The organism is Candidatus Marimicrobium litorale (genome assembly GCF_026262645.1).
In the GTDB taxonomy this organism is placed as follows: Bacteria; Pseudomonadota; Gammaproteobacteria; order Pseudomonadales; family Halieaceae; genus Marimicrobium; species Marimicrobium litorale.
Genome location: NZ_SHNO01000002.1, coordinates 1 through 23,082, shown reverse-complemented (window position 1 = coordinate 23,082; position 23,082 = coordinate 1). Strand labels below are relative to the sequence as shown.

The 23,082-nt window shown below is 53.7% G+C and carries 23 protein-coding genes; 17 read left to right on the top strand and 6 right to left on the bottom strand.

Translation table 11 applies throughout. The annotated features are described in order from the left end of the window. Positions 1–2 precede the first annotated feature (2 nt). From EYC82_RS16540 to EYC82_RS16505, 8 genes are read left to right on the top strand one after another with little or no spacing between them, the layout of a single operon-like run. Complete coding sequence (locus EYC82_RS16540; protein ID WP_279250736.1) at positions 3–245, top strand: hypothetical protein; 243 nt, start codon at positions 3–5, stop codon at positions 243–245. Between the two features lie 9 nt (positions 246–254). Further along, positions 255–1,052, top strand: coding sequence for a MotA/TolQ/ExbB proton channel family protein (locus EYC82_RS16535; RefSeq protein WP_279250735.1), 798 nt, complete (start codon positions 255–257; stop codon positions 1,050–1,052). Then, positions 1,052–2,326: a hypothetical protein gene (locus tag EYC82_RS16530; protein WP_279250734.1), complete on the top strand. Its 1,275-nt coding sequence runs from the start codon at positions 1,052–1,054 to the stop codon at positions 2,324–2,326. Before EYC82_RS16535 ends, EYC82_RS16530 begins: the two co-directional genes overlap by 1 nt. A 4-nt stretch (positions 2,327–2,330) precedes the next feature. Further along, positions 2,331–3,422 carry a vWA domain-containing protein gene (locus tag EYC82_RS16525; protein ID WP_279250733.1) on the top strand — a complete coding sequence of 364 codons (1,092 nt, stop codon included), beginning with the start codon at positions 2,331–2,333 and terminating at the stop codon, positions 3,420–3,422. Next, the gene (locus tag EYC82_RS16520; RefSeq protein WP_279250942.1) at positions 3,422–4,423 is read left to right on the top strand and encodes a vWA domain-containing protein; all 1,002 of its coding nucleotides are present in this window, start codon (positions 3,422–3,424) and stop codon (positions 4,421–4,423) included. Before EYC82_RS16525 ends, EYC82_RS16520 begins: the two co-directional genes overlap by 1 nt. Beyond that, positions 4,410–5,063: a hypothetical protein gene (locus EYC82_RS16515; RefSeq protein WP_279250732.1), complete on the top strand. Its 654-nt coding sequence runs from the start codon at positions 4,410–4,412 to the stop codon at positions 5,061–5,063. Before EYC82_RS16520 ends, EYC82_RS16515 begins: the two co-directional genes overlap by 14 nt. After that, on the top strand, positions 5,060–5,713 hold the full coding sequence (locus EYC82_RS16510) for a hypothetical protein (RefSeq protein WP_279250731.1): 654 nt from the start codon (positions 5,060–5,062) through the stop codon (positions 5,711–5,713). Before EYC82_RS16515 ends, EYC82_RS16510 begins: the two co-directional genes overlap by 4 nt. Before the next feature lie 9 nt (positions 5,714–5,722). Beyond that, positions 5,723–7,114, top strand: coding sequence for a M48 family metalloprotease (locus tag EYC82_RS16505; protein ID WP_279250730.1), 1,392 nt, complete (start codon positions 5,723–5,725; stop codon positions 7,112–7,114). On the opposite strand, the gene EYC82_RS16500 is transcribed toward EYC82_RS16505, so the two are convergent. The 5 genes from EYC82_RS16500 to EYC82_RS16480 all read right to left on the bottom strand — a co-directional run bounded on the left by EYC82_RS16500 (position 7,104) and on the right by EYC82_RS16480 (position 11,136). After that, positions 7,104–7,436 (bottom strand): DUF2288 domain-containing protein, encoded by a 333-nt coding sequence (locus tag EYC82_RS16500; RefSeq protein ID WP_279250729.1) that lies wholly within the window; start codon positions 7,434–7,436, stop codon positions 7,104–7,106. The two genes, EYC82_RS16505 and EYC82_RS16500, sit on opposite strands and share 11 nt — an antisense overlap. Then, entirely contained in the window at positions 7,429–8,079 is a 651-nt protein-coding gene (locus EYC82_RS16495) for an MBL fold metallo-hydrolase (RefSeq protein WP_279250728.1), read from the bottom strand. The genes EYC82_RS16500 and EYC82_RS16495 overlap by 8 nt, the downstream gene beginning before the upstream one ends. Before the next feature lie 36 nt (positions 8,080–8,115). After that, positions 8,116–9,426 carry a dicarboxylate/amino acid:cation symporter gene (locus EYC82_RS16490; RefSeq protein WP_279250727.1) on the bottom strand — a complete coding sequence of 437 codons (1,311 nt, stop codon included), beginning with the start codon at positions 9,424–9,426 and terminating at the stop codon, positions 8,116–8,118. After that, positions 9,423–9,650 (bottom strand): hypothetical protein, encoded by a 228-nt coding sequence (locus tag EYC82_RS16485; protein WP_279250726.1) that lies wholly within the window; start codon positions 9,648–9,650, stop codon positions 9,423–9,425. Before EYC82_RS16485 ends, EYC82_RS16490 begins: the two co-directional genes overlap by 4 nt. A gap of 91 nt (positions 9,651–9,741) precedes the next feature. Then, positions 9,742–11,136, bottom strand: coding sequence for a M20/M25/M40 family metallo-hydrolase (locus EYC82_RS16480; protein WP_279250725.1), 1,395 nt, complete (start codon positions 11,134–11,136; stop codon positions 9,742–9,744). A gap of 447 nt (positions 11,137–11,583) precedes the next feature. Here EYC82_RS16480 and EYC82_RS16475 point away from each other — a divergent pair, with 447 nt between their 5' ends. Continuing rightward, entirely contained in the window at positions 11,584–11,985 is a 402-nt protein-coding gene (locus EYC82_RS16475) for a CBS domain-containing protein (RefSeq protein WP_279250724.1), read from the top strand. A 5-nt stretch (positions 11,986–11,990) separates the two neighbouring features. Here EYC82_RS16475 and EYC82_RS16470 read toward each other — a convergent pair whose 3' ends face one another. Further along, a complete protein-coding gene (locus EYC82_RS16470) occupies positions 11,991–12,956 on the bottom strand; it encodes a hypothetical protein (protein ID WP_279250723.1) in 966 nt (321 codons plus the stop codon). Between the two features lie 166 nt (positions 12,957–13,122). On the opposite strand from EYC82_RS16470, the gene EYC82_RS16465 reads away from it, so the two are divergent. The 8 genes from EYC82_RS16465 (at position 13,123) to EYC82_RS16430 (ending at position 22,881) form a co-directional block, all read left to right on the top strand. Continuing rightward, the gene (locus tag EYC82_RS16465; RefSeq protein WP_279250722.1) at positions 13,123–13,896 is read left to right on the top strand and encodes a phytanoyl-CoA dioxygenase family protein; all 774 of its coding nucleotides are present in this window, start codon (positions 13,123–13,125) and stop codon (positions 13,894–13,896) included. Positions 13,897–13,992: 96 nt separating this feature from the next. Beyond that, on the top strand, positions 13,993–14,733 hold the full coding sequence (locus EYC82_RS16460) for an FkbM family methyltransferase (protein WP_279250721.1): 741 nt from the start codon (positions 13,993–13,995) through the stop codon (positions 14,731–14,733). Positions 14,734–14,888: 155 nt separating this feature from the next. Then, the gene (locus EYC82_RS16455; protein WP_279250720.1) at positions 14,889–16,865 is read left to right on the top strand and encodes a sulfatase family protein; all 1,977 of its coding nucleotides are present in this window, start codon (positions 14,889–14,891) and stop codon (positions 16,863–16,865) included. Between the two features lie 205 nt (positions 16,866–17,070). Continuing rightward, positions 17,071–18,117: a radical SAM/SPASM domain-containing protein gene (locus EYC82_RS16450; protein ID WP_279250719.1), complete on the top strand. Its 1,047-nt coding sequence runs from the start codon at positions 17,071–17,073 to the stop codon at positions 18,115–18,117. A gap of 70 nt (positions 18,118–18,187) precedes the next feature. Continuing rightward, the gene (locus EYC82_RS16445; RefSeq protein WP_279250718.1) at positions 18,188–18,649 is read left to right on the top strand and encodes a nuclear transport factor 2 family protein; all 462 of its coding nucleotides are present in this window, start codon (positions 18,188–18,190) and stop codon (positions 18,647–18,649) included. 61 nt (positions 18,650–18,710) lie between these two features. Continuing rightward, positions 18,711–19,574, top strand: coding sequence for a sulfotransferase family 2 domain-containing protein (locus tag EYC82_RS16440; protein ID WP_279250717.1), 864 nt, complete (start codon positions 18,711–18,713; stop codon positions 19,572–19,574). Between the two features lie 146 nt (positions 19,575–19,720). Then, a complete protein-coding gene (locus EYC82_RS16435) occupies positions 19,721–21,697 on the top strand; it encodes a bifunctional aldolase/short-chain dehydrogenase (protein WP_279250716.1) in 1,977 nt (658 codons plus the stop codon). Between the two features lie 161 nt (positions 21,698–21,858). Then, the gene (locus tag EYC82_RS16430; RefSeq protein ID WP_279250715.1) at positions 21,859–22,881 is read left to right on the top strand and encodes a phytanoyl-CoA dioxygenase family protein; all 1,023 of its coding nucleotides are present in this window, start codon (positions 21,859–21,861) and stop codon (positions 22,879–22,881) included. Positions 22,882–23,082 lie beyond the last annotated feature (201 nt).

Below are 23,082 nucleotides of genomic sequence, written 5' to 3'. Positions count from 1 at the left end.
GCATGCTGCAATCACACCGTTTGAATCTACTGGCACTGGCTCTGTTCACATTTGCCCTGCCCTGTGTAGGTCAGACAGACACAAGCGAACCCGCCGTGCCCCGGGAGGAATCGAGTACGACTTCCGCCACCGACGCAACAGCAGCGCGTGAAAATGCACAGGCAGAGCGCGAATCCCCTTTTGATTATCGTGCCTCCGAGGAAATATCCGAGGATGTACCCGTTTCTTTTCCGGTTGATATATAGGATCTCCCAATGAAACAAAAAATGTCGTCGGAATTTATCTATCAGCTATTCGCACTACTGATTGCCGTCATTCTGGTGCACGCGCTTTATGTGGGCCTGATAAGGCCCAGTGCCAAAGCGCACCTGGCACAGGAGGCGGCCCAACAAGCGGCCGGAGAACTGGACGTTACCACGCGCAGCTTGGCCGTGGTCATTGGCGACTTTGAGCAAGAGTCGTGTTTTATCCTGCTCATCTGGGCACTGGCCATCATGGGTTACAAAGGCCGCCGCGGCATGCATGAACGCGCCATGCTGGAGCGCCCGCTACTGGATATCCCGGAGGGCACCAGCGTTCTGCCCGAGGACGCACGAGAATACAGTCGCTCTCTGGAGGCACTGCCGGAAGCAGAGCAGGACTATCTGCTGCCACGGACACTGCTGTCCGCACTCCAGCGTTTTGCGACCACCAGCTCCATCCAGGCGGTGTCCGATACTATTAAGGAGCAATGCGAGATCGAATCCGACCGCCTCGATTCCGAAAACTCCATGGTCAGGTATATCGCCTGGGCCATTCCGTCCATTGGTTTTATTGGCACCGTGCGCGGGATCGGCGACGCGCTCGGACAGGCCTATAAAGCTGTTGAGGGTGATATCTCGGGGGTAACCGCGAGCCTTGGTGTCGCCTTTAACAGCACGTTTGTGGCGCTGGTGCTGAGTATCGTGATCATGTTTTGCCTACACCAGTTGCAGCTTTCCCAAGAGCGACTGGTGCTGGACAGTCAACGCTACGCCGACCGACGTTTACTGCGCTTTCTGGTATCGCACTAATGCCTGCCGCTCTGCTTGACCTGCTGGATAGCACCTTGCAGCTGTGGCACGGAGACAGGTGTGTGCAGAGCCCGGGCTATGCCTTGCTGGACGGCCAGGACTATGTATTTGGCACGCCCGCCCGCGCGACGGCGCGCCTTAAGCCCAGAGACGTCAACACCCGGTACTGGTGGCGACTGAGCACTGAGGCGCTACAACCAGCACTGGGACCCGCTCGCCATACCGGAGATCTGGTGCACGCGCACCTCATGCAACTGCACGCAGAGGCGGACAAGCCCGCCGAAATCATGCTGGCAGTGCCTGCCAGCATGCAGCGCGACCAACTCGCTCTATTGCTAGGTATAGTGCAGCAGTGCCCGTTCGATGCAGTCGCACTGGTCAACCGAAGCGTGGCGCTGGCCAGCCTTTTTTCACCTTTGGAACGCTTGTTTCATCTTGAAATACAGCTGCATCAGGCCGTGATCAGCGAACTAACGGGGGGCGCGGACAGCGCCAGCCTCAAACGTTGCACCCCACTACCCGGCTGCGGCTTGTTGCAACTGCAGGAGCGCCTGGTAGAAATTATTGCAGCAGAGTTCATTCGCCAGACGCGGTTCGATCCGCGGCGCAAAGCGGCCACCGAACAACAGCTGTACGATGCCCTGCCGCAGGTCCTTCGCACACTCAATGCTCAACCAGAAGCCAATCTCGATATAGGCGGATATCAAGCGCGGGTCAGCGCGTTACAGCTACAAGACGCAGGCAAACGTCTGTTTGAAAGTATCAGGGAGAACATCGGTAGCGGGCATGACAATGGCCACCTTGTCGCTGACCCGCTGGCAGGATTGCTGCCGGGCCTCACCGAAGCGTTCACGACTTTACATGTTCTGTCTGGGGGCGACCTTCGCACCGCATTGCACAACCATCAGGAACAAATCATCCAACGGCAAGACGCCTTGAGCTTTGTCACCGACCTTCCCTTCCTCGGGCTGGAACGCCTGGCTGTGCCACCCCTTCCTGCGACTGCTGAAACTCGCACCACCGCAGCGCCCACCCCTGCTGAACCGACCCACTTACTGAACGGACACGTCGCCGCGCCACTGCATCACGACGGTGTGACGCTGCATAACGGCTGGGTTTTGTACCGTGATAAAACCGGCTGGCAACTGCGTGGTGACGGACCAGCACCGCAAGTCAACGGCAGTCCTTATCTGCCCGGTGAGCCTCTCATGCCGGGAGACAAGGTCTGCACCGATAAAAACGCTGTTTTCCAACTCATTGAGGTGACCACCTAGCGCCATGGCGAGGAAGAAACGTCAGTTCACGACCTTCAATCTGAGCTTTCTGGATATTATGTCCTGCGGCTTTGGGGCTGTTGTGCTTGTTTTTCTCATCATGAATCACGCTATCGATGAGGAGTCGGCAGACCTCAACCAAAACCTGCTGTCTGAAATTGACCTGCTTGAAGAGGATGTAACCGACGGCGAAAAAAACCTTGTGCGACTGCGCAATACGCTTTCAGAGATAGATCTGCAAATGACAGAGGCCCAGGGTCTGGCAACACGAATTACTGAGGAAAAGGAACGCAGTGAGGCCCTGATCGAAGACAAAAAACGCGAGGGCTTCACCGACGACGAAGCGATAGAACAACTCAAGGCCGAACTACTGGCACTGGAATCCGAGGTTGAAAAAAGCCGCCAGGCCGCCAATGACAATAGCGGAGTGAATGCGCGCACCTTTGTTGGGGACGGAAATCGCCAATACCTGACGGGCCTCAAGCTGGGCGGGCAGCGTATTGCCATTCTGCTGGACGCGTCCGCCAGCATGCTGGCTGATAAAGTGGTCCAGATTATTCGTTTGCGAAACATGGGAGATAGCATCCAGCGCAAGTCTGAGAAGTGGATGCAGGGTGTCAACACCGTAGACTGGCTGACTGCCCAGCTGCCGGTCGCAAGCAAATACCAGGTCATGACCTTTAGCACGCAAGCCAGGGCTGCCCTGCCCGACACCGAGGGTAAGTGGCTGGAGGTGGCCAATCAGGCGCAACTGGCCGACATGAGCGCGGCATTGCGCAAGCTCACACCCGGCGGTGGTACCAGTCTGGAAAATGCCTTCCTCGCGCTGGGCAGCCTGTCACCCCCACCCGATAATATTTTCCTCATTACCGATGGACTGCCGACGCAGGGAAAATCGAAGCCAAGGACTAATACCGTGAGCGGCCAGGAACGTCTGCGCCTGTTCGCCAGTGCTGTCCGACAACTCCCCGCCCGGGTCCCGGTCAATATTATCCTGACGCCGATGGAAGGCGACCCGATGGCGGTATCGGCGCTGTGGCAGCTGGCCCAGAGCACACGGGGGTCGCTACTCATGCCCTCGATGGATTGGCCCTGATGGCGCGGCGCAAGGGCAGAGCCCCCGAAGAGTTCTCCATGTCTTTTCTGGACGTAATCTGCTGTGGTTTCGGTGCCATTATCCTGCTGCTGATGATTACCAAGACTGTAGAACCGCAAATTATCGAAGCCTCCACCGTGAATCTCGAAGGCAAACTCGCCAAGCTCACGGAGCAGGTATTTGACATTCGCGGCGAGACAAAAATTCTCAACCGTGACCTGAACGCAAAACACGAACAGTTGTCAGAGCAAGAGGAGAAGATCGCAATACTGCGCGCACAGAGGGCCAGCGCGAAGTCCCGATACGACAGCCTGCAGGTTGCAACCGGGAGCAATGAGGCCATTGCAGGGCAACTGTCTATCGCAAAACAGGCACTGACAGAGGAGATGCAGCGCCTGCTGGGGCCCTCCTACAAAGCGAAAAATCAATTGATCGGTGGCATCCCGGTGGATAGCGAGTACATCATCTTCGTTATTGATACTTCTGGCTCTATGTTCTCCTACGCCTGGGAGCGGGTATTGAAAGAGGTGGAAGCCACGCTCAATATCTATCCCGAAGTGAAGGGCATACAGATCATGAACGACATGGGAAACTATATGTTCAGCAGCTATCGAGGCCGCTGGATTCCCGATTCTCCCGCCCGTCGACGTGCGATTATCAAAAATCTGCGTGGCTGGAATATTTTTAGCAACTCAAGCCCCGTCGAGGGTATACAGGCCGCTATTCGGACGTTCGCCCGCCCCGGCGAAAAAATCAGCATCTATGTCTTTGGAGACGAATTCACGGGTGAGTCCATCACCGACGTGCTGGATGCGGTTGATCGCATCAACAAGGTGGACGCCAATGGAAACAGACTGGTACGCATCCACGCCGTGGGTTTCCCCGTACAGTTTATTCGCGCACCGAATTTGCAGACCACCGGTATCCGCTTCGCTACTCTGATGCGGGAGCTGACTCGCCGCAACGGAGGAACCTTTGTCGCGCTCAATGACTTTCGCTAAACGGCATCAGCAACACCTGTTCGCAGTCTTGTTATCGCTGTTACTGCTAAGCGGTTGCGGGCCGGCTACCGTTGTGGTGGAGGGCCGCTTTCCTCCTCCCCTTATCGAACCCCTGCCCCTTAAACTGGGCGTGTGGTACGGCCCGGATTTCGCGCAGCATGAGTTTTTTGACGAGTCCACCACGCGCGGACAATCCAGCTGGATCGTGAAGACCGGACAGGCACAAATACTGATGTGGAACAGTCTGCTGGCCGGCGTCTTTGAGGAGGTGGTCCACTTACAAAGCGCACCGATACCGGGGCAAAGCATACCAGGCGTCGATGGCATCCTGGTTCCGCATGTCTCACAACTGCAGTACACCATCCCCAAGCATACCCAGGTCAAGGTCTACGAGATCTGGATGCTTTACCGTTTTGAACTACTCACCCCCGATGCACAGCCGGTCGCCGAGTGGGACATGAGCAGTTACGGTAAAACGCCCACTGCCTTCCTGCAATCTGACCAGGAAGCGGTGAATCTCGCCGCGGTAATGGCCCTGCGTGATGCCGGCGCAAACTTCGCCACCACCTTTACCAGAATCGCGCCTATTCAAGCGTGGTTGCAAGCTCAAAACGTGCCAGCACCGGGGTCGAGCCCATGAAATATGCGCTGCTGACGACCCTGACCCTGACCACTGCTTGCCTGCTATCCGGCTGCGTCACCTCTACTGTGGATGAAATGATCTACAACGAACCGGTCGAAGGTATCGGCGAATCCAGCGTCGTCATCCTTGGACGAAGACACAGCAGCAACTATGAGACCGAGCCAGATTTCGTACTCTGTGTCGGTGAACATATTACATCCTACGACAATTCCATTACCGTAATCGGAGAGCTGGAGTTCATTAATGCGCTCTACCCGTGGTTTGAGCCGCGCACCGCGCCGCTGCATCCGGAAGGCCTGGAGCAACTCGTTCTACAAGAACCCGTGGCGAAGAAAATTGCAGATTTGAAGCTCGAATACATTATCTGGCTGGACGGGTCCACCGAGCGCAGCGGTGGCAGCGGCTCCATGGCGTGCAGTCTGGGCGGCTGCTTTGGCTTTGGCACCTGGGCTCACGATGCGAACTACGAAGCCACCATCTGGGACTTTTCAGACCGCGCTGCAGTCGGGCACATCAGCACCAGCGCGTCAGGGCAGTCCTATATGCCCGCCGTCATTGTGCCGATTCCAATTATTGCGCCGGTGCAGGGTACCGCCTGCGATGGCGTGGGGGACCAACTGCTTGAGTTCCTGTCCAGCGAATACTAGGAGGGCCCGATGACAAAACGAGGGCGATTGCTCGGTACCCTACTTCTGGCGGCACTGCCCCTTCTCCACGGATGCGTGAGCAATCCGGCGACGGGTGCAAAGATGCACCAGGAAATGCTCGCTCAGGACGCGGTGTACGACGATCCCGAGCTACAGGCATACATCAATCGAATCGGACAACGGCTGGTTGCCAACAGCGACAAGCCCACTATGGCTTTCACATTTACTGTCGTTGATAGCCCCGATATCAATGCGTTCGCGCTGCCGGGTGGCTATATCTATGTGAATCGAGGCCTGTTGGCCTACCTCGAGAATGAAGCAGAACTGGCGGGCGTATTGGGTCATGAAATCGGTCATGTGACAGCGAATCATCATGGCCGCCAGCAGGGTGCCGCCGTGACGAACACCATAGTCGCTAACACCGCCTACATCCTCACGGGCAGTGGAGATCTGGCAGCTGCATCCAACATGTATGGCAACGAACTCATCAGCGGCTTTGGGCGGGAAATGGAATTGGAGGCGGACGGGCTGGGGGCAGAGTATATGTACGAGTCCGGCTACGACCCTGAATCACTGCTGGAGGTGATCGGTGCTCTCAAAAATCAACAAAATTTTCAGCGGGTGAAGGCAAAGAATGGGGGCGCAGGCAGAGCCACCTACCACGGCCTCTATGCCACTCACCCGCGCAATGACCAGCGACTGAGAAAAGTGGTCAGCACTGCAGCCGAACTCGATACGGATACCTACACCGAGGACCCTTCCGTGCCGGGCGAATTTCGGCGCCATATTGAGGGGCTGGTCTGGGGCGACAGCGTACAGAGCAGCCGCAGCAGTGATCGCTACTACCACAACAAGCTGGCTTTCACCTTTACGCAACCCCCAGGCTGGAGTGTCAATGCCGGTTCTCGAGCCATTGTCGCCAGCGCCGCCGACGGTTCTGCCGAGCTGAACATCACAGTGCGACGACGCGAGCCTGCCAGCACACCGCGCAAGGTTCTGGAAACCAGTGCTGGGGGGGTCATTAACGATGGCGAGGCACTCGACCAAGCCGGACTAAAGGGCTTTACCGCGCTGTCGAGTAGCACGACCGGGACGCGGCGGCTCGCGGTGATTGACTACAGAAACCTCAGCTATCTTTTTGACGGGGAAGCTCGAAATTTCTCATCACAGGACAGTACGCTGCTTGAAATGATAGAGAGCTTCAGACCCATGCACCCGCAGGAACAACGCGCCAGTAGCGGAAGCCATGTGCACTACATACAAGTACCACGGGGCGCCACCCTGGCCAGCCTGGCCGCCGGCATGCGAATTCCCGATGCCGAGGCACAGCTGCGCTTGTTGAATGATTTTTATCCGCGCGGCGAGCCCCGAACGGGAGACTGGATAAAGATTATTCGGTAGGGTTCGAGTCCGGCTCGCGCTGCTGTATCAGCACCCACGGGGCTGCCACAACAGCCCACAGCACCGCGTGAGTGTCATACCAGTGCAAGGCCTGCTCCTCGCTCACCGAAGCAATGTCGCCGCCCTCTATCCAAGCCTGGAACACCTGGCTGTTATCCATGCCCAACTGCACGGCCACCTCCACCAGATCAAGCGCTGGAGAGACCATGACCACGTTGCCGCGAGCATAGTGTGTCTGCAGGTCATGCCAGGGAATTCGAGCGGTCTGGCCGTGGTACTCACTCCGCAGCAGCGCCTCACGCCCAACCGGTCCATCATTCATGCAGCGAGTCTGCGACATAGGGGTTAGCCTGACGCTCCTGGCCGAACGTTGACGTGGGCCCATGGCCGGGAATAAAGGTGATGTCATCGCCCAGAGGAAACAGCTTGTCGCGTATGCTGGAAATCAGGTCTGCGTGGTTGCCCCTTGGAAAATCCGTACGACCAATAGAGCCCTGAAAAAGCACATCACCGACCCAGGCGACTTTCTGTGACTCATGAACGAACACCACGTGCCCGGGAGTATGTCCCGGACAATGAATGACTTTTAATACTTGCGCGCCCACCGTCACGGTGTCGCCCTGGTTCAGCCATCGATCGGGCGTAAAGGCTTCCGTCATGGGGAAGCCCGACATCTTGCACGCCTCCGGCAACCCTTCAAGCCAGAAATTGTCTTCTGCGTGAGGGCCCTCAATGGGAACACCCAACTGCTGCCGCAGCACATCTGAGGCGGCACAGTGATCGAGATGGGCATGGGTGAGAATCACCTTCTCTACTTTGGCATCCAGTTGCTGCACAGCCTCCAGTATTTTTTCGATATCACCACCGGGATCAACAATTGCTGCGCGTCCAGTGTCTTCGCAACGGACGACGGAGCAATTCTGCTGATAGGGCGTGACGGGAACAATAGTGCACTGAATGGACATGGAATCGGTCTCTTTGTTCTGGGTCTGGCATTTTGCTCAATGGGGAGGCGGTACAAAATCTCCCACGTCATCACCATCATGATCCGCGTGGGGATCGAGGAATACCGTCTCATCGAACTTGTTTTCACTGCTGCTCACGATCAACGACACCACCGAGTCACCCGTCACATTCACGGCCGTGCGCACCATATCAAGCAAACGATCGACGCCGATGATCAGTGCTATGCCCTCAACCGGCAATCCCACCTGAGACAAGACCATGGCTAGTGTTATGAGGCCGACACCCGGCACCGCGGCGGTACCAACCGATGCGAGAGTAGCGGTGAGAATCACGGTAAGATACGCCACCCAGGACAAATCTACGCCATACACCTCGGCGATAAATACGGTCGCCACGCCCTGCATAATGGCCGTGCCGTCCATATTGATCGTGGCGCCAAGCGGCACAGTGAACCCCGCCACCGAGTTGTCCACGCCAAGCCTTCGCTCTACCGTACGCAGGGTGACGGGCAAGGTAGCACCGGATGACGCGGTGCTGAAAGCGAACGCCCAGACGGGGCGCATCTTGGAGAACAACATGGCGGGCGAAAGGCCGGTCAAGCCCTTGAGCAACAGGCTGTAGACGACCAACGCGTGGAACAGCAACACAGCGAGAACAGTGAAGAAGTACGTCGCCAGATCGAAAATAGCGGTAATACCCAACGTTGCAAACAACTTGCAAAGCAGGGCGAACACGCCGTAGGGCGCCAGATGCATGAGCACTTCAACCATTTTCATGACAACCGCTTCCATGTCGCGGAAGAAGCCGGCTATCCGCTGTCCAGGCTCTCCCGCCCAGGATATGGCCAGACCAAACAGCAGGGCAAATACAATGATTTGCAGCATCTTACCTTCCGCCATCGCCTGAATCGGGTTGGAGGGGAAGATATTGACCAGCACGTCGGTCAGCGGCGGAGCTTGCTTCGCCTGAAAGTTCGCCTCCCCTGCCAATTCAACACCACTACCCGGACTGACTAACACCGCAAAGGTAAGAGCCGCCGTGACCGCCAAGGCGGTAGTCAGCAAATAAAAAAACAGGGTCTTACCCGCAATAGGTCCCATCCGCGAACTGTTTCCCAGAGAACTGGCTCCACAGATGAGCGATACAAATACCAGGGGTACCACCAGCAACTTGAGAGACGCCACGAAAATACGCCCGACAACGTCCAGCACACCATCGATCAGATACACTTCCAGCGCCGCGCGAACCATTTCGGGGAGCGTCGCGCTACTTAGCGTCATACTGAGCAGCGAGCCCGTCAGGATGCCCGCAACCATCGCAATCAAAATACGGTTGGTGAGGCTCACTCGGGGCACCCACCCTTGTCGTATCCGCTGACCCCGGGGTCAGCGCAGGCGGTACAGGGCGAGGCAAACTCCTTGCGGTCGCCGCCAGACAATCGGGCACAGGTGGGAGCGAACTCCATGGTGCACACCTGGGGACGCGGCTCACTGCATTCAAATGCTATATCAGGTGTCGAGGCGCAACCTGCGACCACCATTAAAAGCGCCAATACGCTGGCGATTCTCATCTATTTCTCCCCGCCGGAGGCGATTATCCCGGCAATGCGCAGCCTACCATTGTCATGCGCTCGCCGCACTGGGAACCGAAGCAAATTACGCCTAGCGGGTTCCCTTTTTCAGCATCTGACGAGCGATTGAAATCATATCTTCATAGCTTTCTACGTCCAAAAACTCATTCGTCCCGTGCATTGAATTGACCTGTTCCATTGAAAGCCTGTTGCCGTGAAACCGATACTGGTTATCGCTAACATCCACATAGTGGCGGCTATCGGTGGTTGCCACCAGCAACGAGGGCACCACAATGGCCTCGGGATAAACCTCAGCAACGGCTTCAGAAATGACCGCAAAACCGTCGCCTGTATGGTCAGATACGGGTGAGGGGTCAGACCACGCGTCATAGCTGATATCGACCAGCGGGTCGTCTACGATGTCTGTAATACGCGCTACCACGGTGTCTGCGGTATCCCCGGGCAGCAGCCTGAAATTGATTTTTGCCTCCGCGTACTGCGGTATGACGTTTTCCTTAACACCCGCATTAAACATAGTCAGCGCCGCAGTGGTCCGCACGAAAGAGCTTGTCACTGGGTCCTCAGCCAGCTGACTCGCCAACAAACCACCCGTCAGCCACAGGTTCTCGAAAATAAATCGCTGCGGCTGGTCGGTGTGCGGCGCTATTGTCTCGAACATGGCCTGGACAGGACCCACAAGCCGGGGCGGATACGGACTATTTTCCACCCGCTCAAGCGCAGCAGAGAGGCGCCCAATAGTGCCAGTTGCCGGCGGACGCGAGGAGTGACCGCCCTCTCCCCTGGTCGACAGCGTAACGGTCAGGTAACCCTTTTCTGCGACACTGACAAGACCCAGCGGACGCCCCGGCAGTAGGGGACTGTCAGCAATCAAAAACCCACCCTCATCGATCATCCAGGCGCTTTGCAGACCTCGCTCCTTGATTCTGGCAGCCAAATTGACCGCGCCGTGCAATCCGCTGATTTCCTCATCATGCCCAAACGCAAACAACACCGTGCGCCGCGGAGTGAACCCCTCCTCCAGCAGTGATTCGGCGGCTTCCATCAGGCTGAGCAGGCCCTGTTTGTCATCAAGAGTGCCGCGACCGTATATTCGCCCGTTGTCTATGACGCCCTCAAAAGCAGGGTAATCCCAATCAGTCTCTGTACCGGGTTCTATCGGGACAACATCCATGTGCGCCGTAAACATAACCGGAGTCAGTTGCGGGTCGCTGCCCGGCCAGAGTATCAACAAGCTGTAGTTGCTGACCGTTTCCACATCCAACTCCGTAAAAACGCGGGGGTAATGCGATTTCAGAAAGTCGTGAAAACGCAAAAATTCGGAATAATCGATACGACTACGATCCTGGTAACTGATCGTCTTGAACCGAACTGCCTCCGCCAGGCGCTCGGCCGCAGCGTTGCCGGCCTGCCCTGCCCCGCTCGTCAGGGACAGTATCGGTATCAATAAAAGCAGATATCGTCGCATGGCACTCTCCACCGTATCTCTGTTCGCTATGACGCTGTCGCAGCATTCAATCGCACTCTAACCACCGCTACCTGCGGACGCAAATTTGCCCAACGCGCGGTAACTGGCGAGCCTGCGATAATGCCGCAATTGTTCGGGCCATTTTTCTCAGGCCGGCCCTTCAGGATACGCTAGACACCGCGGGTTTCAGCCCGCTCAGGGGTCGACGTTTTACACCCTTATCAACTGACTCGTCATCGGCCCGAGTACTCGCTGAATACCGTGCTGCACTCCAACACGACCGCATTCCGCGCATGCGTCTATTTTCGTTGCCTCACCTTTCTGCCAATTAGAGGCTATACTGGATAGGAACGCATCACGACGTATAAATGCCTCGAGCCAGAGTAAGGTGAGAGAGGCTTAATTCGCCCCCATGGCACCGAAGGGATCCGGGTACAGGAGGTCTACATGTTGCAATCCGTAAATCTGCGCGACTATATGTTGCACAACCCGGTTAAATTATCGCCGGACGACAATGTTATGGATGCCATGCGGATTATCATTGAGCACAAAATTTCCGGTGTCTGCGTCGTCGATGCTCAGGAGAATCTCGTGGGCATACTCTCGGAAATGGACTGCCTCGAAGCTGTCCTCGGGGCTGTGTATAACAACACCAGTATTGGCATTGTCAGAGATCATATGACATCCGACAATCTGGTTGTCGCTCACCCCAACGAGGATATCGTAGATGTCGCGCAGGACATGCTGCACAAAAACAAGCGGCGCAGACCCGTTGTCGAAAACGGTAAACTCATTGGCCAGATAACCTGCCGGCAATTACTCAGCGCTGTAATGAAATTCCGCAATTAACGCCATTACGATTCCTGCCAACCAAAATCTTCTGCCCGCAGTTCTATCGTTGTATCAATCCGTCGTGTCACCCATGCCCTGATCCAGGGCAGAACGCTATCAAACAGCCCTGGAGTGCTATGCAGTAGCGGCAAAGTTGCAAGAACCGTATCACCAGACACGTTGAGAGGCAGACTATGCTGCGTCGACCCGGGAGCGACTTCTAGTGCCAGCCCATCCCAATCGACCTCCACCGCGTGTATGACCTGCCAGGCAACCTCGTCCGCCAGCGCCAACACCTCGCGCATGAGCTCCTCGCAGATTGCCCTTGCGGTCGATATATCTGATTGGTACTTGAACTCAACACGAATTCCCCGGTGGGAACAGGACCACAGCCCTTGACCGAAGTGCCAGTCGGGCGAAACAGACGCCCTGGCAATCGGAATCGGTCCAGAGCCCACCTCACCCGGCAGAAATTGTTCGCAGCGGTAACGCGCACAAAATTGCTCCAGGACACGATGTTCAAACATTCGCTGCTGCAAGGGTCGCGGATGGCTCAGGATGAGAAACCGGCTGGATACGAACAGAGCCAGGGGCTTACGATCTTCAACCATCAGACTTACCGGCAAGCCCATTTCTATATCATCTACCAAGCGCTGCAACTCGCGCGCATAACCGGCCACAGAGCGAGACCAGCCCCTCAACCCTTTATCTGCTTGCGCACTTCTACTCTCATCCCGGGCAAGCGTCACTTCATCCCGGTAGGCACGAGACAACTCCGACAAGGCCAGGCTGGCAAACGCCGAGCGCAGTGAGGAACCCGTGTGCTGGAGATGACCGGCAGTCCTGAGAAATCGACTCTGCAGTGGGCGAGAATCGGACTCTGCTGCTAAAGTCGGCCAGGCGATCGCACCACACAGGCAAAGCACGCCCAGTGAAAAGCGGCCCCTAGAGGCCTTTTCCGAGGGCGCCGCAAGCAGGCTGCCTTTCATCGCCATATTCCACCAAGTTATTGATAAGTCTACTGTAAACAGCGCTTCGGACACCTAGACAAGGAAATACTGTCACGCGGCTCTCATCCCCGGGCATCCGACTTCACTACGCTCATTATTAGTGGTAGCGTGTTCCGTAATCCAGCAAAACTTGCAAGGCAGCACCATGAGTGAAGCACTGACCACCCGGCCAGAAAACACAGCTGAGGTCGATAGCCAGTACCTGCTCACCCCGCAGCAGATTCACTTCTACGAGACGTTCGGCTTCTTGAGAATTCCAGGGCTTTTCGCCAACGATATCGACGATATCGTTGCTGGATTCGAGGGCATGTTTGGTAACGAGGAACAACCCGTCTGGGAAACCAAGGAAGCGCTGCACGGCGATGAGAAGCGCCTTATCATCCCGGGATTCATAGAGCAGTCGCCAACGCTCGCTCCGCTGCAACACGATCCGCGCGTTGTGGGTGTAGTGAAGAGCATTCTCGGTCCCGACTATATCTGGTCAAGCAGTGATGGCAACCTGTTCTACTGCGAAAGTTACTGGCATCCTGATGACTACGCGGCGCCGCTGCATCATTATCACGTGAAACTGTCTTTTTACCTGGATGACCTGTCCGGCGATAACGGTGCCATACGCATCATCCCGGGCAGCCATTTCCACCAGCAGACTTTTTCCCGCACCTTACGTAAAAATTTCAAGGATGAGAGCGGAGTCGAAGAAATTTACGGTATGGCCAGTGGTGACATTCCCTCTATAACGGTGAGCAGCAAACCCGGCGACTTAATTTTGTGGAACTTCCGCACCGTGCATGGCAGCTATAATGGTGGAGAAAGACGTCGGCTTTTTTCACTCAATTTCGGCGAGAAAGTACCGGGGTTTCATGACGGGAAGCAAATCCCTGACAAGCCCGTAGCGAGAAGATCCGCCCTGAGTAGCTGAATACACGGTAATATTTTAGGCTCACCGCGCCACCCGGCTAAAAAAAGGAACACACCGGAGCTGCATGATGTTCTCCGGACGTGCTCCGGAGATGATATGGCGCTAACCTTTCCTAGTCTTTACGAACTCAAAAAAGCCGCATGCTTCCCTCGTAAGCTCTATATGCGTCACCGTGAAAATCTCGAACCGGGCTTCATGTTGAGCGCGATGGAATTGCACTACTATCGACCGGCCTTTTATACCTGGTGCGGTGCCATCAGCGAAAACCCGCAATTACTTTATGAGGCAGAACTCGATTCGACAAGTATCGTGGTCGATGCGGGCGCCTATACCGGCGAGTGGGCCAAAGAAATTATCGACCGTTATCACCCTACGATTCACGCCTTTGAGCCCGACCCTCGCAACTTTTCGCACCTGGAAAAAAAGGCACAAATTGAACCCTGTCTAAAACCCCACAAATACGGTCTGGGCGATCGCGATGAGCAGGCTCGTATTACCCTCGAGTACCTGGGCTCCACGCTCTACACAGGCAATCGGCCTGCAGCAAACACGCCAACTGCTGAGGCAGAAATTCGTGATATTGCCTCTACATGGCGCACGCTCGAACTGCACAATGTCGACCTGATGAAAATAAATATTGAGGGGGCAGAGTTCCCCCTGCTGGAGCAAATGATCAGGAATGAACTACTGAGCAAGGTCGACTGCTACCTCATCCAGTTCCATGAATGGCATCCACGAGCCTATCAGCGACGACGCCATATTCGACGCGCACTGAGCAAAACTCACACGTTAGTCTGGGACTATCACTTCGTATGGGAAAAGTGGGTCCGCAAATAGACGCGCCCGTATGACGATCTGGCACGATCTATTTATCACGATTATCTCTTATGAAGCCGAGTCGACCGCTCCAATCCAGCTCTGCTATTCAATGCTTATTGTCACTCGCTCACAGTGTTAGACTGTCCGATACACAATGACCCCAGAGAGAGACAATGTCCTCGGCACCATCATCGACTTCCGGTGACAGACTTTCCCTGGGCCTACTGTTAGTCGTAGCTCTTTTCTTTTCCTGGTTCCTTGGAATTAAAAATCTCCTCCTGGACTGGGTGAACCCCTCCAGTGAAACCCCTCAGGCAGCGCGGCCAAACATACTCCTGATCGTCGCGGACGATCTCGGCTATAACGACACCAGTGCGCTAACCAGCACTGGCCTGAACACTCCTCACCTCAAACAGCTGGCCAACCGGGGAGCTACCTTCACACGTCATTATGCCGACGCAACCTGCACTCCCAGCCGAGTGGGAATTCTGACAGGTCAATACCCGGAACGCTCGGGCTTCCGACCTGTAGGCTCAGAGATACCGGCAGAATTTCCGACCATTGCAGAGGCCTTGAAGCAATCGGGGTATAACACATACCTGACGGGAAAATGGCACGCGGGCGAAGAACGAGCTGAAGCATGGCCGGGGCGCAAGGGGTTTGATCAGTGGTTTGGCTTTCTTAATCAATGGGAGCTGTCCGGAGCTGTCTCGGAAAGCGACCGCGGAACACGCAAACCCACCTATCACAATCCCCTGTTGCGCGAAAATGGCGGCAACCAGAAAAAACATAGGGGGCACCTAACCGACATACTTACCGACCACACGGTCGCCCAGATAGATAGACTGCAGGCAAATGGCAAGCCCTGGTTTTTATACCATGCGTTCCTTGCTCCTCATCACCCCATCCAACCCGCACCGCGCTACGCCAGCCTTTTTCCAGATACTCCAGCGGGAAGGTACACCGCACTCGTCACACAAATGGATGATGCCGTAGGACGAATTCTCAAGACCATCGACAGGAATAACACGCTTGTCGTTTTTATCAGCGACAACGGGGGGACCAATGTTGAGAGAGACAATAATTACCCCTTTTTCGGAAAGAAGGGCGAGCTATTTGAGGGCAGCTTCCGCACTCCGCTAATTATCAGCTGGCCCGGTCATATTTCTGAAGGTCAAATAATTGACGATGTTGTTATGAATGTCGATTTGTATCCCACACTTCTCACGGCGGCAAACCAGCCTGTCGCTAGGCGGCTCGATGGTGAAACGCTTTGGCCAGCACTACTCGGGGAACACATACTTGCCCAACGCAGCAGGAGCTGGGAAATATATAGCCCCAACGTCAATCTGGTGAATTTCAGCACACTGTCTGCCTCAGGTGCTTGGCGACTGACCAGCCAGCAGGGCTCAGGCATGCCACCTCACCTTTACCACCTCGCGGCAAACCCGTCCGCCGACAATGATGTCTCTGCCAACAATACCGCCATTCTGCAAGATCTGACCGACAGTTTCTGGTCACAACACTGGGAAAAAAGTTTGCTTCCTGTGATTGAAAGCCAGGCGTCTGTGGCTGGACAGACGCTTTATGGCGGGTTTGATGCTATGCGTACACCGCTGAGGCACGGTTTTGCCATCGGCCTGGAAATCGGACCGCTATCGGATCTGCTTCCCCACCCTGCCTCAGCTGAAACTGTTGTCCTCGCGGGACAGAAAAATGGCTGGGAGTTGCTCTATCAGCCGGGCCATGGCGTGGAATGGCACATGGGTAACAGCATACTCAGGGACGCAAGTTTTGAGCCCAACCGGTGCAATGCCATTGTGCTCACGGGCTACATACAGCCCCGGGGGCATCTTGCCAAGCGAGATCCGCGGTCAGAACTGAAGCTTTACTCCTCGGGCTTTCTTCGTGACTACAAACAGGGATTGCCGGAACGACCCGATACCAATGGGGCACTCAGCCAACCGACTTTCGTGAACTATAACGGCAGGGCACGATTTTCTAACCTAATGCTGGGTTCTTTTTCTGACCCATACGCCCCTAATATCCGGCCACAGTTTACCGATTTCTATCAATCTCTCTTCGCGCGTGAAAAACTGTCACTCACGCCTGTTAGCCTAATGAATGCCGAACTGTGCAAGCAAGACTGACTAAAAATCGACAACCTGTGAGTGTTTCAACCAGCAACTTCCTCACGGGGTGAAATACGGGCAAGCCCTTATAACCGACGAAATGTCCGAAATTATGACGAATTTCGCCTGATATGAGTCAGATAACGCATAAACAGGCACACTTCTTGACAGTCCATCGCCTTAGGTGCCATCATTTTTTGAGTCACGCCGCTACGAGTAAAATATGTTTTTAACCATCGACATCGAAGTCACCAATCGATGCAATGCCACATGCCACTTTTGCCCTAGGGATGCCACACCGCATCAGGGCGTCATGGACGTTGAAACTTTCGACAAGGCGCTCGCCCGTGCAGTGGAATACCGCAAGGTAGTGCAGGACGTCTCCGGCCTGGAGGTTGTTGTTAGCCTCTGTGGGCTCGGTGAACCCCTGATCAATAAAAACACTATCTCGTATATCAAAAAAGTGAAGGCAGAGGGTTTTACCTGCTCCATGTCTTCCAATGGAGCCCTACTGACCGAAGACAAGACTCACGAAATTCTGGATGCGGGGCTGGACGAGATCTATATCAATATCTCTGACCTTCACGAAGAGTACGAAGAAATATACAACCTGCCCTTTGACTCGACCTGCGAAAATATCACACGCTTCGCCAAGTTGGCGGAGGGCCGCTGTACACCCGTTATTATCCTCGTCGATCACCACGATAGTCGTGAGCATATTAAGGCGATGCAGACATTCTGGCGTGAACGTGGCCTGAAAAAGTTTCATGACTACAGTGTCATTAATCGAGGTGGAGCGCTATTTGTCGAGCACATGCAGTTTGAGCAATACAGTGAGATGGTGAGAGCGCGTCAAAAGTTAACACAAGGTGACACACCCCCTTTGTGCGGAGCGCCCTGGGGTTTTCTGTTCGTCGGCTACGATGGAAATTACTATCTCTGCTGTTCTGACTGGCGAAAGCAGGCAAGTCTCGGATCAGTCTTTGACTATAGTTTCTTGCAAGTCTCCCGACAAAAACTGGCCATGGTGGTAAGTCGAGAGCCTGTCTGCAAAACCTGTAATCACGACCCTATTAACATGCTGACTGAAGAACTTCGTGCACTTAGTGAAGGCGAAACCACAGCAGAAACAGTCACTGAACTAGAGCAATCCTTGCTGAAGGTCAGCCGTGATATCGATGTCGCACTGGGGCGTTTACTCGACTATGGAGATAAACATCCCGATGGCATGTTAGCTGCTGATCTTATTCCCGCCATCAGCACCACATAAACAACCACCAGCTACAATGAGTAGTTGTAAGGCATGTGGGTATTTATGAAAAAGCACCCAGGAGCCGCCTATGCTGCCAATGAATGACAGCCGACACATTGAAAATCTGATCTACCACTACGCAGAGCTGATCGATGCGGGAGACCTGAAAGGTGTGGCCGAGCTATTTAGAAATGCAGTGATCGTATCGCCTGCGCATAATTCTCGCTGTACCGGCTACGACGAGGTCTTGCAGATGTATCAGCAATCAGCGAGGCTGTACGCGCCAGCCGGAACGCCAATGACTAAACACCTGACTACGAACGTAATTATCGAGCTGGAAGATGGCTCTTCTGAAGCTAACGCTCGCTCATACTACACAGTGATTCAATCAACAGATTCCCTGCCGTTGCAGCCCATAATCTCCGGCAGATATCATGACCGTTTTGTCAATACAGGATCGTCATGGGTTTTTTCAGTTCGAGAAATGCATGTAGACCTAATAGGCGATTGCTCAGCCCACTTACTCTATGATTCAAGTAAAATATCCTGAGTGAAATCATTTTTCCTCACCACCTTTTAGGTATGTGAGCGATACCAGATTAGGTTCTACAATGGCGCCACTAAACAATAAACGATTTCTATTTATTCATGTAATGAAGACTGGTGGGACATCATTCGCAGATATTCTAAAGATTAATTTCTCCGACAAGGTTCGATATCCCAACGCCTGCTTTAACACTGATACCGATTACGCGAGGCGAATTCAGTCCTACACAGATGTCCCGGCCTTTGTACAAGACGTTAACTCACTAGGGTCACAACTGCGGGTGGCGAGCGCACATGTTCCCTATGCTGTACGCTCGCTGCTGCATGGCCATTATGAAACGATGACAATATTACGCCACCCGGTAGATCGGACTTTGTCCTATCTCAAGCATTGTCGCCAATACCATAAAGAGCACGAAAATATTTCCTTGGAAGAGATTTACGAAAGAGCCTGGTTTAAACATACGTTTATCCAGAACTATCAAACAAAGATGTTTTCCATGTCGGTAGCTGAGGCCATGACGAAGATACGCTTCGCCGACAATGCACCTGCGATTCCATCACTACAGGATTTGATTACTCGGGAAAACTTATCTGAAGAAGTCGTCGAATTCGAGAAATTGAATCCGGCACGTTTTACTCTCGAATCTTTCGTCCCCAGCACCGGCGTCATCGCTATCGACAGAAATAGACTAGATACCGCTAAAAAGAATCTTACCCATGTAGAACTGGTTGGTGTCACCGAGACTTATGATCAGTTCCTCCACCAACTGCGGGACCGGTATTCCTGGGAAATACAAACCATGCCTAAGCGGAATGTCGGCGCAACTCAAAAAGTATCAGATGAGTTCGAAAGTCGTATTGCAAAAGATAACTGGGCCGACATAGAACTGTATGATTTCGCGCGCTCCCTCGCGGCAGGGTATTGACGCGAAAAAGCCTCAGATTTGCTCTTACGAATATGAGGGTTGAACTAGCGATAAAATACATCCTCTCCCTGCCTTGACCCACGTGCTGGCTCTGTGAGGAAATAGGACCTCAATAACGTTATTTTCGCGACACAGGATTTTTTACAATGCAAAGTTTATGGTGCGAAGAAGATGCCGCCGCTTTGGAGGATAATAGTCTCGCCATGCGAGTCTATACATCGCGACTCCTGGGGTCTGAGGAAAATCTTGTTATGCACGGGGGTGGCAACACATCCGTAAAAGCCAAAGTTCAGGATTTTTTCGGCAACCCGCTTGATGTGCTGTATGTAAAAGGTAGCGGATGGGATTTAAAAACTATAGAGCAAAAAGGCTTTCCTGCCCTGCGACTAAAAGAAACGAAAATGCTAGCAGATCTTGAGGCTCTATCTGATACGGATATGACTCGTCAGTTGCGCGCGCTCATGCTTGATCCTTCAGCTCCCTCTCCCTCTGTAGAAGCCATATTGCACGCAATATTGCCGCCAAAGTTTATCGACCACACACACACAGACGCTATTGTTACTCTCTCTAATAATCCGCGCGGCGAGGAGATACTTGCGGATTTATTTCCTGACTGCCTCATACTTCCGTACATCATGCCTGGCTTTATCCTTTCCAGGCAGGTGAATGATGCTATAAAAGTCACCGATTTGTCGCAGTGCAAAGGCATCATCCTGCAGAATCATGGCGTTTTTACTTTCAGTGATGATGCAAAAGAAGCGTATGAAAATATGATTGAGCTCGTTACCCGCGCTGAAGATTTCATCAGCGAAAATGCGAAACCACTCGCCACAGCAAAAAACGGCCCGATTGATCTACAAGATCTCGCACGAATTCGGCAGGCAGTTTGCTGCGCTCGCGGAAAGGCGCAGTTAGCTATTCTAGAAAATACCGCTGACGCTGTGGGCTACGCGCGACTAGACAGTCTTAAAGATATTGCCCTCAGGGGGCCAATAACGCCTGACCATGTGATACGCACTAAGCGCATACCAGTGATCATCGGTAACAAGCCAGAACAAGGGGTTCCCGAGGTGGCCGAGTTTGTAGAGGAATATAAAAAATATTATGAACGGCACAGTCAGCCTCATCAGAAGATTCTTGATCAAGCACCTCGCTATGCAGTTTGGAGAAATTCTGGCTCTATAGCTTTTGGATCCAGCGTTAGTGAATGCACGATTATTTCAGATATAGTGCGCCACACTCGCTGGGCTGTTCAAACCGGTGAGTCTCTCGGAGGGTGGGCGGCGCTGCCTGAACTCGATATCTTTGAGATGGAATACTGGGAACTGGAGCAAGCAAAGCTGGGGAAGACACCTGCAATCGCCAAGCCCCACGCGGGTAAAATTGCTGTCGTGACAGGCGCCTACAGTGGCATCGGGCGGGCGTGCTGCAATTCACTTTTTGCCGACGGTGCAGTGGTTGTTGGCATAGATATCAACCCCGCGATAAACGACTCTCTCGAAAAGGATGGAATGCTTGGTATTTGCTGTGATCTGACCGACGATCAGGCAATGACAGAAGCCGTAGAGCAAGTGGTGGCGGCCTACGGAGGTATCGATATAGCCGTTTGTAATGCTGGAATATTCAATGCCGGAGAGTATGTAGAGGATCTTAGTCCTGAGTCCTGGGACCAGACCCTGAGTATTAATCTGACGGCAACTCAGCGCTTCATGAGCACGACAATTCCTTACCTGAAATTCGGGGTCAATCCGTCTCTCCTTTTAGTGGGATCCCGTAATTTTTCCGCGCCAGGCAGAGGCGCCGCCGCGTATTCAGTGAGTAAGGCAGGAATCACGCAACTTGCCAGAGTCGCCGCTTTGGAGCTGGCTGCCGCTGGAATTCGGGTTAATGTTGTGCATCCCGATGCAGTATTTGACACAGAATTATGGACCGAAGAGACGCTTAATAAGTCAGCGAAACGTTACAATCTGAGCGTTGCAGAATACAAAACCAAAAACTTGCTCAAAAAGGAAATTAGATCGCAAGATGTTGGCCGCTTACTCTCAGTAATGGCGGGCGATGTATTTGCGGCTACAACTGGCGCTCAAATCCCTATCGACGGAGGAAGCGATCGCGTCATATGAAGACTCAATAATGCATGTCATAAAGTATGGGACGGGAGCTAAAAACAACTCGATTTTAGCGTAATACGATCCTAAAAAATGATAATAGGTACGCTGTTGTAGGCCGATCTAAAGTAGGCTACATTGTTTTTTTACTATTACACTGAAAATAGTAGGCGTTCATGGTCGCAATAGAAGCCAATACCGTAATACAAGAGGCCGATAAACTTGTAGCTGACGGGGCCTGGGACGATGCAATTCAAGTACTTTCAAAGGCAAACCAACGGGTTGAAAATGGCGAGATAGAGAGGCGCCTCGTCAAGATTCGCCATCAAGCATTTGCAGAAGTTGTAGATGACACTCCGCCTGGGCCATGGCCTAAACCTGTAGACGACCTGTTCCCGGATTGTGAAGCATCGATTCCAGAGGTGCTTGCTTCAGAACTAACTGCTGAAACCATTGCTTCCGCCATTCAACACCACGGCTCGCTGTTAGTTCGAGGACTCGTAGATGAGAAAAGAGCTGCAGGAATTCGTGAAGCAATAGATGCAGCTTTCGACGGTGTTACGACTTCCAAAAACGCTCTTGTAGCTGATAGAACTGAATGGTACTCGCCTTTTAGAGCTTGCGATGGTTATGAGTTTGGCGGTTTGGACAGAGCCTTTGCCACAGATGGTGGCGGCGTTTTAGCGGTGGATTCTCCAAGGGCATTATTTCGTCATCTTGATGCGCTTTATGCTGCTGATTTTAACAAAGTGGTAAATGAGTACTTCGGCGAGCGCACCGCTCTGTCAGTCAAAAAATCAACATTGCGACGGACCGAGCCAACTGCGCTGGCGGGCTGGCACCAAGATGGCTCATTTCTTGGGACAGACACACGCTCTCTAAATATCTGGACGGCGTTCACACCGTGCGGCGTAGATGCGCCTAGTCTGGACATCTTCCCGTGGCCTTTTAAAGAGTTAGTCAAGCCAGGAGGAAAAGACATTTTCGACTGGTCGATCAGTAACGACACTGCTGCGGGTTACGGCGAGAAAAATATCGTACGCCCTGTTTTTGAAACAGGAGACGCGCTGCTGTTCGACCAGCTGACACTGCACAGGACCGGTATCGACAAAAGCATGACAAACACCCGTTACGCGATCGAAATGTGGTTCTTTGCGGCATCAACCTACCCCCGGGATCAAATCCCACTCTGCCTTTAGCCACTGCTAAGCTCACTGCGTTTTAATACTTTGGCACTAAACGCACACCCTGCGAGGTAAAGCCGCCAGAGCAAAATACGCTGATCCCCTCTCACGGTGCAACACACTATGCGCAAAGAGGCGTCGATCCAGCACATTCGTCACCCATAAAAAATCCCGCAGCACTGACGCACTGCGGGATTGGGTTTAGAAGCCTGGCGA